Raw genomic sequence first — 13843 nt, 5'->3', positions numbered from 1 at the left:
TTTTCTGGCGCCAAGGAACCCTTCCCGTATTGCATTGGGTACACCCCCTGCATAAGTATCCGCAGGTCGGCTCACGAGGCCACCTCAAATCGAAAAATGACAACAATGAGGCCACCATGCTCAAACACGCAGTCATTCCGTTCCTGCTAGGCGCAGGCTTGCTCTCCGGCGCACCGTCGGCCCTCGCCGCGTCCAACCTGGTGTTCTGCTCCGAAGGCAGCCCGGCCGGCTTCGACCCGGGGCAATACACCACGGGGACCGATTTCGACGCCTCGGCCGAGACCGTGTTCAACCGCCTGACCCAGTTCGAACGCGGCGGTACCGCCGTGATCCCGGGCCTGGCGACCAAGTGGGAAGTGTCCGACGACGGCAAGACCTACACCTTCCACCTGCGCGACGGGGTCAAGTTCCACAGCACCGACTACTTCAAGCCCAGCCGGGCATTCAACGCCGACGACGTGCTGTTCACCTTCGACCGCATGCTCGACAAGGACCACCCGTTCCGCAAGGCCTACCCCACCGAGTTCCCGTACTTCACCGACATGGGCATGGACAAGAACATCGCCAAGGTGGAGAAGCTCGACGACCACACGGTGAGGTTCACCCTCAACGAGGTCGACGCCGCCTTCATCCAGAACCTGGCCATGAGCTTTGCCTCGATCCAGTCCGCCGAATACGCCGACCAGTTGCTCAAGGAGGGCAAGGCTGCCGATATCAACCAGAAGCCGATCGGCACCGGCCCGTTCGTGTTCAGCAAGTACCAGAAGGACGCGCAGATCCGCTTCAAGGGCAACAAGGACTACTGGCAACCGGATGACGTGAAGATCGACAACCTGATCTTCGCCATCACCACCGACGCCTCGGTGCGCATGCAGAAACTGAAGAAAAACGAATGCCAGGTCACCCTGTTCCCGCGCCCGGCCGACATCCAGCCGCTGAAGCAGGATCCCAAGCTGCAGATGCCTGACCAGGCCGGCTTCAACCTCGGCTACATCGCCTACAACGTGATGGACAAGGTCAAGGGCAGCAACGAAGCCAACCCGCTGGCCCAGCTGAAAGTCCGCCAGGCGCTGGACATGGCCGTGGACAAGAAGAAGATCATCGAGTCGGTCTACCAGGGCGCCGGCCAGCTGGCGGTCAATGGCATGCCGCCCACCCAGTGGTCCTACGACGACAGCATCAAGGACGCCCCGTACGACCCGGAGAAAGCCCGGCAGCTGCTCAAGGAAGCCGGCATCAAGGAAGGCACCGAGATCTCCCTGTGGGCCATGCCGGTGCAGCGCCCGTACAACCCCAATGCCAAGCTGATGGCCGAAATGCTGCAATCGGACTGGGCCAAGGTGGGCATCAAGGCGAAGATCGTCAGCTATGAATGGGGTGAATACATCAAACGTTCCAAGGGTGGCGAACAGGGCGCCATGCTGATCGGCTGGAGCGGTGACAATGGTGACCCGGACAACTGGCTGGGCACCTTGTACGGCTGCGATGCCATGAACGGCAACAACTTCTCCAAGTGGTGCTACAAACCCTACGACGACCTGATCAAGCAGGCCAAGGCCACTCCCGACCAGGCCAAGCGCACCGAGCTGTACAAGCAGGCACAGCACATCCTCAAGGAGCAGGTGCCGATCACCCCGATCGCCCACTCCACCGTGTACCAGCCGATGAGCGCCAAGGTGAAGGACTTCAAGATCAGCCCGTTCGGCCTGAACTCCTTCTACGGCGTCAGCGTGGACAAATAGGCTAGCTGTGGCACCCGCTGAAGTGCGGGTGCCCCTGCCAACCTCGCCTCCCCCTTCATGTCGCCCCGCTGCCAGCACTGCGGGGGCGGCGCGCTGTTGCCGGCATTTTTTGCATGCGGCGGCGCAAACAGACGTAAAAGGACTTTTTCATGCGCTACACCACCCGCCTTTCCGCCCTGCTGGCCCTCGGCCTGGTCAGCCAGACCCCGGCCGTGCTGGCCAACAACCTGGTGTTCTGCTCCGAAGGCAGCCCGGCCGGCTTCGACACCGCGCAATACACCAGCGCCACCGACAACGATGCCGCCGAGCCCATCTACAACCGCCTGGTCGAGTTCGAGCGCGGTGGCACCGCCGTGCAGCCTGCGCTGGCAACCCGCTGGGAAGTATCTGACGATGGCCTGCGCTACACCTTTCACCTGCGCGAGGGGGTGAAGTTCCACAGCAACAAGGCCTTTACACCCAGCCGCGAGTTCAACGCCGACGACGTGCTGTTCACCTTCAACCGCATGCTCGACAAGGGCCACCCGTTCCGTCAGGCCTACCCGACCGAGTTCCCCTATTTCGTCAGCATGGGCCTGGACAAGAACATCGCCCGTGTCGAGAAAACCGGCCCGATGACCGTGGTGTTCACCTTGAACGCGGTCGATGCCGCCTTCATCCAGAACCTGGCCATGAGCTTCGCCTCCATTCTCTCTGCCGAATACGCCGGGCAGTTGCTGGCCAGCGGGCGCCCCAGCGACATCAACCAGCAACCGATCGGTACCGGGCCGTTCGTGTTCCAGCGCTACCAGAAGGATTCACAGATTCGCTACAAGGGCAACCAGGCTTACTGGGCAGCAGACGAGGTGAAGATCGACAATCTGGTGTTCTCGATCAACACCGACCCGTCGGTGCGTATCCAGAAGCTGCGCCGCAACGAATGCCAGGTCACCCTGCATCCGCGCCCGGCCGACCTGCCGGCGCTGAAGGCCGACAGCAAGCTGCAGGTGCTGCAGCAACCGGGCTTCAACCTCGGCTACATCGCCTACAACACCCAGCACCCGCCATTCGACCGCCTGGAAGTACGCCAGGCGATGGACATGGCGGTGAACAAACAGGCGATCCTCCAGGCGGTGTACCAGGACTCCGGGCAGCTGGCGGTCAACGCCATGCCGCCGACCCAGTGGTCCTATGACAGCAGCATCAAGGACGCGCCCTATGACCCGGAAAAGGCCCGCCAGCTGCTGCAGCAGGCCGGCGTGAAGCCCGGCAGCGAAATCACCCTGTGGGCCATGCCGGTCCAGCGCCCGTACAACCCCAACGCCAAGCTGATGGCAGAAATGCTCCAGGCCGACTGGAGCAAGCTCGGCTTCAAGGTGCGCATCGTCAGCTACGAATGGGGCGAATACCTCAAACGCATGAAAAGCGGCGAACACGACATCGCCCTGATCGGCTGGACCGGCGACAACGGCGACCCGGACAACTGGTTGGGCACCCTCTACAACTGCGACGCGATCGGCAGCAACAACTATTCGCTGTGGTGCGACCCGCAATACGACCGCCTGGTCAAGCAGGCCAAGCAGGTCACCGACCGCAACCAACGCACGGCGCTGTACCAGCAGGCCCAGCAACGCCTCAAGCAACAGGTGCCGATTACCCCGGTGGCGCATTCCACGGTGAACCAGCCGCTCAGTGTCAAGGTTTCCGAGTTCAAGGTCAGCCCGTTCGGGCGCAATGATTTTTCCGGTGTGAGTGTTGATTGATTTCCAGCCTGCAGCGCTCGCGCGCGCGCCCGCCCGCTTCCACAGGGTCAGCAAGGTTTCGCAGTTTGCGTCGTACCTGTGGAAGCTGGCTTGCCGGCGATAGGGCCAGCAGCACACCGCCCCGATTCAGCCCGGTGACCCCGGGCAACCCTGGCAACACCGCAGCAAGAGCCCCGGCCCACAAGGCCAGGGAATAACTAGAAGAACAGAAAGGGAGCTTTAACCTTGAGACTATTCACCTTGACCGCACTGGCGTTATCCATCAGTGCCTTATCCACCGTGACCCAGGCCGACCCGCAGAGCCAGGACTATGTGCCCGTCACCCTCAAAGGCAGCAGCGAGCAGGAGCAGGCCAGCGGCTTCATCGACGGCCAGAGCCTGTCGGGCAGCACCCGCAACTGGTATGCCCACGAACGTGCCGCCCGCGCACCGCTGTGGAAGTACTACAAGAGCGACGGCACCCGTCACGACACCCACAGCCGCGAGAACTGGGTGCAGGGCACCATCCTCAACTACAGTTCCGGCTTCACCCAGGGCACCGTCGGCTTCGCCGTCGAAGCCGCTGGCTACAATGCCATCGCCCTGCAGCAAAGCCGCGAGGCGGTCGCCGGCCCCAACAACCGCACCCTGACCCACAGCGACGGCGACCCGGTCGGCCAGTGGAGCAAGATGGGCCTGGCCAACGTCAAGGCACGCGTGTCCAACACCACCCTGACCGTCGGCCGCCAATCGGTGGACACTCCGATGATCGCCTACATCGGCAACCGCGCCCTGCCCTCGAGCTTCCAGGGGGCATTCCTGCACAGCGCCGAATTCGACAACCTGAGTTTCGACCTGGGCACCTTCGACCGCGTCTCGCCACGCACCGAGCAGAGCCTCAGCAAGTTCCGCAGCGAGTACAGCGCCACTGGCGTTGAAACCGACCGCGCCAGCACCGCCGGCATCAACTACCAGCCGTTCAAGAGCCTGACCACCAGCCTGTACGCCACCAAGGTCGACGACTTCTGGAACCAGTACTATTTCGGCGCCAACCACGTGCTCGGCGATAGCGCAGTGCTGAGCCTGAGCACCGGCCTGAACTACTACAAGACCGTCGACGCCGGCAGCCAGAAAATGGGCGAAATCGACAACGACACCTACAGCCTGTCATTCGGCCTGACCCACCAGGCCCACACCGTCAGCGCCTCGTGGCAGCAGGTCAACGGCAACGAGTACTTCGACTACCTGCACGAAACCAACGGCATCTACCTGGCCAACTCGCTGCTGTCGGACTTCAACGGCCCCAACGAGAAATCGCTGCAGCTTTCCTACGTGCTGAACATGGCGCCGTATGGCGTGCCGGGGCTGAAATTCAACCTGTACAACGCCCGCGGCTGGGGCATCGACGGCACCCATTACCGTGGTACCGCCTATGACGTCAACGGCCTGGATGGCGAAACCCACTACGAGTGGGGCATCGGCACCAGCTACGCGGTGCAGAGCGGGCCGCTGAAGGACACCAGCATCCGCGCCACCTACACCGCGCACCGCGCCAGCAAGGCCCAGGGCGATGGCAGCCTGGACGAGTTCCGGGTGGTCACCACCATTCCGTTCAACATCCTCTGACCGTCGGCGCCCCGACCTGCTTCGCTGCGGGCCGGGGCGGCTACGCTGGAACCAATGCAAGCAGGGAGTTTCACCCCATGCACAGAACGTTCACCAAATCGCGACCACTGCGCCTGGCCCTGGCCGCGCTGCTTCTGGGCGGCGCCACGCAACTGGCGGCCAAACCGCTGGTGGTGTGCACCGAAGCCAGCCCGGAAGGGTTCGACATCGTCCAGTACACCACTGCGGTCACCGCCGATGCCTCGGCCGAGACAGTGTTCAACCGCCTGGTCGACTTCAAGCCCGGTACTACCGAAATCCAGCCGGCCCTGGCCGAGCGCTGGGACATTTCCGACGACGGCATGACCTACACCTTCCACCTGCGCCAAGGGGTGAAGTTCCACACCACTGACTACTTCAAGCCGACCCGCGACTTCAACGCCGATGACGTGCTGTGGAGCCTCAATCGCCAGCTCGACCCGAACCATCCCTGGCATGACAAGACCAGCGTTGGCTACCCGTATTTCGAGAGCATGGGGTTCAAGGACCTGCTCAAGTCGGTCAGCAAGGCTGACCAGCACACCGTGGTGATTACCCTCACCCGACCGGAAGCGCCATTCTTGCGTGACATGGCCATGGCCTTTACCTCGATCTACTCCGCCGAGTACGGCGACCAGTTGCTCAAGGCTGGCAAGACCGCCGAGCTGAACAGCAAGCCGATCGGCACCGGCCCGTTCATCTTCCAGCGTTACAACAAGGACGCCCAGGTTCGCTTCAAGCCCAACCCGGACTATTTCCGTGGCAAGCCACCGGCCGATGCGCTGGTGTTCGCCATCGCCACCGACAGCAACGTGCGCCTGCAGAAACTGCGCGCCAACGAGTGCCAGGTGGCGCTCTATCCCAAGCCCGATGATGTGCCGTCGATCAAGCAGGACCCGAAACTCAAGGTCGATGAAATCGAGGCCTTGGTCACCGGTTACATCTCGATGAACACCGAACACAAATACCTGAGCGACGTGCGCGTACGCAAAGCCATCAACATGGCCTTCGACCGCCAGACCCACGTCGACCAGCTGTTCGGCAAGGGCAATGCACTGGTGGGCGTGAACCCTTATCCGCCGACCATGATCGGCTACAACAACGAGAACAGGAACCCGCCCCGCGACCTGGCCAAGGCACGCCAACTGCTCAACGAAGCTGGCGTACCGCCGGGCACGACGCTCACCCTGTTCACCCGCAACGGTGGTGGCCCGACCAACCCCAACCCGCGGCTGTCCGCCGAGATGCTGCAGGCCGACCTCAAACAGATCGGCCTCAAGCTGGATATCCGCGTCATGGAGTGGGCCGAGATGCTGCGCCGGGCCAAGAAGGGCGAAGCCGACCTGGTATCCACCGGCTGGGCCGGCGACAACGGCGACCCGGACAATTTCCTCAGCCCGCTGCTCAGTTGTGATGCCGTCAAGAGCGGCGAGAACTATGCGCGCTGGTGCAACCCTAAGTTCCAGGAGCTGATCAGCCGCGCCCGCGAAGTGATCGACAACGACGAGCGTGCAAGGCTCTATAACGAGGCATTGAAAGTGTACGATGACGAACAACCCTGGATCAGCATGGCCCATCCGAAGATGTTCACCGCCATGCGTGACAACGTGGAGGGCTACGTGATCAACCCTCTGACCAACAACAACTTCGCCACTACCAAGGTGAAGTAGAACAACAACGACCGCCGGCCGCCCACACGGGGCCCGGCGGCCCCGCCGTAACGGGCTGATCGCCCCACGGCCTGATGAGGTAACCCCGACAATGTTGAGTTTTATTGCCCGGCGCCTTGGCCTGTTGATACCGACGTTCTTCGGCATCACCTTGCTGACCTTCGCGCTCATACGCCTGATCCCCGGCGACCCGGTGGAAGTGATGATGGGCGAGCGCAGGGTCGACCCCGAAATGCATGCCCAGGCCATGGAGCGTCTGGGGCTGAACAAGCCGCTGCCGGTCCAGTACCTGGACTACGTTGGCAAGCTGGCCCAGGGCGACCTGGGTGAATCGTTGCGCACCCGCGAGAGTGTCTGGCACGAGTTTCTCACCCTGTTCCCGGCCACCCTCGAACTGGCCTTCGCCGCCCTGCTGTTCGCCGGCATCGTCGGCCTGCTGGCCGGGGTGATCGCCGCGCTCAAGCGCGGTTCGCTGTTCGACCATGGAGTGATGGGGATTTCCCTGGCGGGCTACTCCATGCCGATCTTCTGGTGGGGCCTGATCCTGATCATGTTCTTCTCGGTAAGCCTGGGCTGGACCCCGGTATCCGGGCGCATCGACCTGCTCTACGACATCGAGCCGAAAACCGGCTTCATGCTCATCGACACCCTGCTCAGCGATGAAGAAGGCGCGTTCAAGGACGCACTGATGCACCTGATCCTGCCCGCCATCGTGCTCGGCACCATCCCGTTGGCGGTGATCGCCCGCATGACCCGCTCGTCGATGCTCGAAGTGCTGCGCGAGGACTACATCCGTACCGCCCGCGCCAAAGGCCTGTCGCCCGCCCGCGTGGTGTTCGTGCACGGCCTGCGCAATGCCTTGATCCCGGTGCTGACCGTGTTCGGCCTGCAGGTCGGCACGCTGCTGGCCGGTGCGGTGCTGACCGAAACCATCTTTTCCTGGCCGGGCATCGGCAAATGGCTGATCGAAGCCATCGGTGCCCGTGACTACCCCGTGGTCCAGAACGGCATCCTGTTGATCGCCTGCCTGGTGATCCTGGTCAACTTCGTCGTGGACATCCTCTACGGCCTGGCCAACCCACGCATCCGTCATCAGCGCTGAGGCCCTCGCCATGACTAGCCCGATTCCGAAATCCGTCACACCGGCCAGCCCGGTGGACCAGAGCCTGCTCTACCCTTCGCCGTACAAAGAATTCTGGCAGGCCTTCGCGCGCAACAAAGGCGCGGTGATGGGCCTGGCCTTCATGTGCCTGGTGGTGTTCTGCGCGCTGTTCGCGCCGTGGGTCGCCCCGCACGACCCGAGCGAGCAGTACCGCGACTTCCTGCTGACCCCGCCGGTATGGCTGGAAGGCGGCAGCTGGCAGTTCATCCTCGGCACCGACGAGCTGGGCCGCGACCTGCTTTCGCGGCTGATCCAGGGCGCGCGGCTGTCGCTGCTGATCGGCCTGTCGTCGGTGGTGATGTCGCTGATCCCGGGCATCCTGCTGGGCCTGCTGGCAGGGTTCTTCCCGCAACTGCTAGGCCCGTCGATCATGCGCCTGATGGACGTGATGCTGGCCCTGCCCTCGCTGCTGCTGGCAGTGGCCATCGTCGCCATCCTCGGCCCAGGCCTGATCAACACGGTGATCGCCATCGCCATCGTTTCATTGCCCTCCTATGTGCGCCTGACCCGCGCCGCCGTGATGGGCGAGCTGAACCGCGACTATGTCACCGCTGCGCGCCTGGCCGGTGCCGGCCTGCCACGGCTGATGTTCGTCACGGTGCTGCCCAACTGCATGGCACCGCTGATCGTGCAGGCCACCCTGAGTTTCTCTTCGGCCATTCTCGACGCCGCCGCCCTGGGCTTCCTCGGCCTCGGTGTACAACCACCGACCCCCGAGTGGGGCACCATGCTGGCATCGGCCCGTGACTACATCGAGCGCGCCTGGTGGGTGGTGAGCCTGCCCGGCCTGACCATTCTACTCAGTGTGCTGGCAATCAACCTGATGGGCGACGGCCTGCGCGATGCGCTGGACCCGAAACTCAAGAACGCCGCCTGAGGAGAACGCCATGTCACTGTTGCAGATCAACAACCTGAACGTGCGCTTCGGCGACGCCAATGCCGTACCAGTGGTCGATGGCCTGGACCTGACGGTGGAAGCCGGCGAAATCCTGGCCATCGTCGGTGAGTCCGGCTCGGGCAAGTCGGTCACCATGATGGCCCTGATGGGCCTGGTCGACGCCCCCGGGCGCATCACCGCCGACGCGCTGACCTTCGATGGCACCGACATGCTCAAGCTCAGCGGGCGCCAGCGGCGCAAGGTGGTGGGCAAGGACATCGCCATGGTCTTCCAGGACCCGATGACCGCGCTCAACCCCAGCTACACCGTGGGCTACCAGATCGAGGAAGTGCTGCGCCAGCACCTGGGCCTGAAGGGCAAGGCCGCGCGCCAGCGGGCCCTGGAGCTGTTGAAGAAGGTCGAGATCCCGGCGGCGGAAAGCCGCCTGGATGCCTACCCGCATCAATTGTCCGGCGGCATGAGCCAGCGTGTGGCGATCGCCATGGCCATCGCTGGCGAACCCAAGCTGCTGATCGCCGACGAACCGACTACGGCGCTGGACGTGACCATCCAGGCGCAGATCATGGAACTGCTGGTCAACCTGCAGAAAGAGCGCAACATGGCGCTCATCCTGATCACCCATGACCTCGCCGTGGTAGCCGAAACCGCCAGGCGGGTGTGCGTGATGTACGCAGGCGAAGCGGTGGAGGTCGGCCAGGTGCCGGAACTGTTCGACATTCCAGCCCACCCGTACACCGAAGCCTTGCTGGCGGCGATTCCCGAACACAGCGCAGGGGCTGAGCGCCTAGCCACGCTGCCCGGTATCGTCCCGGGCCGCTATGACCGCCCGCAGGGCTGCCTGCTGTCCCCCCGCTGCCCATACGTACAGGACAACTGCCGGCGTGATCGTCCGCCGCTCGACGCCAAGGCACAAAGCCTGGCACGTTGCTTCTACCCACTGAACCAGGAGGTGGCGTGATGGCCGTCGTTCTCTCCGCCCGGGAGCTCACCCGGCATTACGAAGTCTCCCGCGGGCTGTTCAAGGGCCATGCCCTGGTGCGTGCGCTGAATGGCGTGTCGTTCGAGCTGGAGGCGGGCAAGACCCTGGCCGTGGTCGGCGAGTCCGGCTGTGGCAAGTCGACCCTGGCCCGCGCCCTGACCCTGATCGAAGAGCCATCGTCCGGCTCGCTGCAAATTGCCGGCACCGAGGTGAAAGGCGCCAGCAAAACCGAACGCAAGCAACTGCGCCGCGACGTGCAGATGGTGTTCCAGAGCCCCTACGCCTCGCTCAACCCGCGGCAGAAGATCGGCGACCAGCTGGCCGAGCCACTGCTGATCAACACTTCGCTGAGCAAGGCCGAACGGCGTGAAAAAGTGCAGAAGATGATGGAACAGGTCGGCCTGCGCCCCGAGCATTACCAGCGCTACCCGCACATGTTCTCGGGTGGCCAGCGCCAGCGTATCGCCCTGGCCCGGGCGATGATGCTGCAACCCAAGGTGCTGGTTGCCGACGAACCGACCTCGGCGCTGGACGTATCGATCCAGGCCCAGGTGCTGAACTTGTTCATGGACTTGCAGAAGGAGTTCAACACCGCCTATGTGTTCATCTCGCACAACCTGGCGGTGGTGCAGCATGTGGCCGATCAGGTGCTGGTGATGTACCTGGGTCGGCCAGCGGAGATGGGGCCGAAGGAGGATATCTACGAAAAGCCGCTGCATCCGTATACCCAGGCGCTGCTGTCGGCGACACCGGCGATCCATCCTGATCCGCTGAAGCCGAAGATCCGCATTGCCGGGGAGTTGCCCAACCCGCTCAATCCCCCGCCTGGATGCGCGTTCCACAAGCGCTGCCCGTATGCGACCGAACGCTGTGCCAAGGAAGTGCCGGCGTTCCGGCAGGTGGGCACGCGGCAGGTGGCTTGTCACTATGCCGAGCAGTTTCTTTAGCCTTTGGATAGCCGGGGCTGCTTTGCAGCCCTTTCGCGACACAAGGCCGCTCCTACAAAGGAGCGCGATCTCCTGAATTGCGCCCCTGAGGTTTTTTTCCGAAAAAAAGGGGCGCACCTCATCCTGTAGGAGCGGCCGTGTGTCGCGAAAGGGCCGCAAAGCGGCCCCCTGAATTCTCAATGCATGAACAACCAGATGAGGATAATTACCGGAATCGGCACCCCAATCATCCACAGCAATATCGAGCGCATGGCCTTTCTCCTTGTTCGATGTTGAACAGACCGGTGCACTCGCCATGCCATCCTTGTCAAAGAATCACGCCCAACCGAATCAATGGCTTACTCCCCGAGCCGCTTGCCAGAACCATGCAATATGCCGGATCCCCACCCTTGCACCTGGGTGTTCTGCAATGCACTATCGGCGCCATGACCGCCACCACCCTCCCCGACGGCCCCGAGCAGACCCCGCTCACCGCCGACACCGTGCTGCGCTACCACCTGTGCTGGAAGCACCGCGACCTCGACGGCGTGATCGCGCTCTACCACCCCGACATCCAGTACCACGACTTCTTCCAGAACCGTGTGCTCCGCTACCAGGAACTGCGCGACTACGTGCGCGCCTGCCTGCCTCATGAAGCCGGCGAAGACATCGTCCACAGCGACCGCATCCGCGTCGACGGCAACACGGCGTTCATCCAGTACCAGGTCACGGTGCAGGGCGGCGACGGCCTGGTAGCGTTCCAGTCCAGCGAAGCGATCACCGTCAAGGACGGCCTGATCTGGCAGGTCAACGAGTATGCCACCCTGGTCCGCCAGAACGGCACAGGCCAGATCCGCTCCGGCCCGCGCCCGGCCACCAGCCGCCTGGGCCTGTCGCCGCGGCAGCTGTCGACCATGGCCCAGGACCTGGAGCACTACTTCCAGCGCCAGCGCCCCTACCTCGACCCGGAACTGGACCTGCAACAGGTGGCGGACGCGAGTGGCTATAGCCGCAACCAGATTTCCTACCTGCTCAACCAGGTGCTCGGGCAAAGCTTCTACCGCTACGTCAACCAGGCACGCCTGCAACACCTGATGGCCAGCCTGGGCGACAACAGCGTCGAAGCAACGATCGACGACCTGGCGTTCAACGCCGGCTTCAACTCGCTCTCGGCGTTCTACAAGTGCTTCCGCAAACACACCGGCCTGACTCCCAAGGCCTATCTGAAGCAAAATTCCCTGCGTGCACGCACGTAAGACAGGCGCCGACCGACACGACTAGCATCGCCCACAGACCTCGACGGATGTGGAGCAATACCGATGCAACCCCTGCGCACGCTCAGCCTGTGGATGGACCAGCTCGACGAGCCACTGTGCGCGCGCCCGGCCCTGCGCCAGGACCTCGAAGTCGATGTGTGCATCCTCGGCGCCGGCTACACCGGGCTGTGGACTGCCTACTACCTCAAGCGCCAGGCACCGCAGTTGAACATCGCGGTGATCGAGGCCAACATCGCCGGCTTCGGCGCCTCGGGGCGCAATGGCGGCTGGTTGATGGGCAACCTGCTCGGTGAAGACCGCCTGCTGGCCAGCCTGTCGCCGCAGCAGCGCCGGGCCAGCATCGACCTGCTGCACGGCATCCCCGATGAAGTGCACAGCGTATTGCAACGCGAAGGCATCGACTGCAACTACCGCAAGGGCGGCGTGCTGTATTGCGCCGCGCGTTACCCGGAACAGGAACGCAGCCTGCGCGCTTACCTGGACGACCTGTACCGCCAGGGCATGACCGAAGACGACTACCGCTGGCTGCGCCCCGAGCAACTGGACACCCAGCTGCGGGTCAGCAACGCCTATGGCGCCATCTACAGCCCGCACACCGCCACCATCCAGCCGGCCAAGCTGGCGCGTGGCCTGGCTCGGGCGGTGGAAGCGCTGGGCGTACCGCTTTACGAGAATACCCCGGCCATCGACTGGCAGCCCGGTGAGGTGCGTACCCCGCTGGCACGTATCCGCTGCCAATGGACCGTACCTGCCGTGGAAGGCTATGCCGTCACCCTGCCGCCGCTGGGCAAACACCAGTTACCGGTGCAAAGCCTGCTGGTGGCTACCGAACCACTGCCGGAGGCCACCTGGGCACAGATCGGCCTGAGCCAGGGCCAGGCCTTCAGCGAGAGCAGCCGCCAGGTCACCTACGGCCAACGCACGGCCGACAACCGCCTGGTGTTCGGTGCGCGTGGCGGCTACCGCTTCGGTGGCCGCCTGCGAGAAAATTTCACCCTTGGCGAACACGAAGTCGAACTGCGCCGCTACCTGTTCAGCGAGCTGTTCCCGCAGCTGAAGCATGTGCGCATCACCCACACCTGGGGCGGCAACCTGGGCATGGCCCGGCGTTTTCGTCCGCACATGCTCTGCGACCGCCAGCGTGGCATCGCCCTGGCCGGTGGCTACGGGGGCGAAGGCGTCGGCGCCAGCAACCTCGGCGGGCGCACCCTGGCGGCGCTGATCCTCAACCAGCACAACGAACTGACCGGGCAACCCTGGGTGCTCGACAACCGCCCGCTGTCGAGCCTGGCCAGCTGGCCCGCCGAGCCCTGCCGCTGGCTGGGCTACAACGCGATCATCCAGAGCTTCGTCCACGAGGACCGCACCCTCGCCAACCCCGCCAGCGCGCCCTGGCGGCGGCGTCTGGCCGGCGCACTGGCGGACTTCATGGAAGGCTTCATGCACTGATTTCCCATCACCCGACACAGGATCAACCGGTCATGAGCATCACCCAGTTCAAGAACACCGACATCGCCGTGCTCGACAGCTCCAGCCCGGTCGCGGTCCCCCTCGGCGACCCCGTGGCAGTCACTTCGGTCACCTGTGTGGCCCGCAGCGACGGCGTCGAGACCGGCATCTGGGAGTGCTCCCCCGGGCGCTGGCGTCGGCAGATCGTGCAGCAGGAGTTCTGCCATTTCATCAAGGGCCGCTGCACCTTCACCCCCGACGACGGCGAGCCGCTGCATATAGAAGCCGGAGACGCACTGATGCTACCGGCCAACAGCACCGGCACCTGGGACATCCAGGAGACGGTGCGCAAGACCTACGTCCTTATCTTCTGAT

Annotated in this window: 11 protein-coding genes; all 11 read left to right on the top strand. The window is 63.8% G+C overall.

Features of this window, described 5'->3' with window-relative positions:
• Nucleotides 1-116: 116 nt before the first annotated feature.
• The 11 genes from ACJA3S_RS04590 (at nt 117) to ACJA3S_RS04540 (ending at nt 13842) form a co-directional block, all read left to right on the top strand.
• Nucleotides 117-1742, top strand: a complete 1626-nt coding sequence (locus ACJA3S_RS04590) for an ABC transporter substrate-binding protein (RefSeq protein ID WP_406820979.1) — start codon at nt 117-119, stop codon at nt 1740-1742.
• 149 nt (nt 1743-1891) lie between these two features.
• Nucleotides 1892-3484, top strand: a complete 1593-nt coding sequence (locus ACJA3S_RS04585) for an ABC transporter substrate-binding protein (RefSeq protein ID WP_406820978.1) — start codon at nt 1892-1894, stop codon at nt 3482-3484.
• Nucleotides 3485-3709: 225 nt separating this feature from the next.
• On the top strand, nt 3710-5089 hold the full coding sequence (locus ACJA3S_RS04580) for an OprD family porin (protein ID WP_406820977.1): 1380 nt from the start codon (nt 3710-3712) through the stop codon (nt 5087-5089).
• A 77-nt stretch (nt 5090-5166) separates the two neighbouring features.
• The gene (locus ACJA3S_RS04575) at nt 5167-6777 is read left to right on the top strand and encodes an ABC transporter substrate-binding protein (RefSeq protein ID WP_406820976.1); all 1611 of its coding nucleotides are present in this window, start codon (nt 5167-5169) and stop codon (nt 6775-6777) included.
• Nucleotides 6778-6868: 91 nt separating this feature from the next.
• Nucleotides 6869-7879 (top strand): ABC transporter permease subunit, encoded by a 1011-nt coding sequence (locus ACJA3S_RS04570; protein WP_170028381.1) that lies wholly within the window; start codon nt 6869-6871, stop codon nt 7877-7879.
• Between the two features lie 10 nt (nt 7880-7889).
• On the top strand, nt 7890-8816 hold the full coding sequence (locus tag ACJA3S_RS04565) for an ABC transporter permease subunit (protein WP_063911340.1): 927 nt from the start codon (nt 7890-7892) through the stop codon (nt 8814-8816).
• A 10-nt stretch (nt 8817-8826) separates the two neighbouring features.
• On the top strand, nt 8827-9795 hold the full coding sequence (locus tag ACJA3S_RS04560) for an ABC transporter ATP-binding protein (protein ID WP_406820975.1): 969 nt from the start codon (nt 8827-8829) through the stop codon (nt 9793-9795).
• Complete coding sequence (locus ACJA3S_RS04555; RefSeq protein ID WP_406820974.1) at nt 9795-10763, top strand: peptide ABC transporter ATP-binding protein; 969 nt, start codon at nt 9795-9797, stop codon at nt 10761-10763. Before ACJA3S_RS04560 ends, ACJA3S_RS04555 begins: the two co-directional genes overlap by 1 nt.
• 425 nt (nt 10764-11188) lie before the next feature.
• A complete protein-coding gene (locus tag ACJA3S_RS04550) occupies nt 11189-11998 on the top strand; it encodes a helix-turn-helix domain-containing protein (RefSeq protein WP_406822202.1) in 810 nt (269 codons plus the stop codon).
• A 63-nt stretch (nt 11999-12061) separates the two neighbouring features.
• Entirely contained in the window at nt 12062-13468 is a 1407-nt protein-coding gene (locus tag ACJA3S_RS04545; protein ID WP_406820973.1) for an NAD(P)/FAD-dependent oxidoreductase, read from the top strand.
• A 32-nt stretch (nt 13469-13500) separates the two neighbouring features.
• Entirely contained in the window at nt 13501-13842 is a 342-nt protein-coding gene (locus tag ACJA3S_RS04540) for a cupin domain-containing protein (RefSeq protein WP_406820972.1), read from the top strand.
• Nucleotide 13843: the final 1 nt, after the last annotated feature.

The organism is Pseudomonas sp. KnCO4, from assembly GCF_045344305.1.
Classification (GTDB): Bacteria; Pseudomonadota; Gammaproteobacteria; order Pseudomonadales; family Pseudomonadaceae; genus Aquipseudomonas; species Aquipseudomonas anuradhapurensis.
This window is presented reverse-complemented; position numbering and strand designations above follow the sequence as displayed.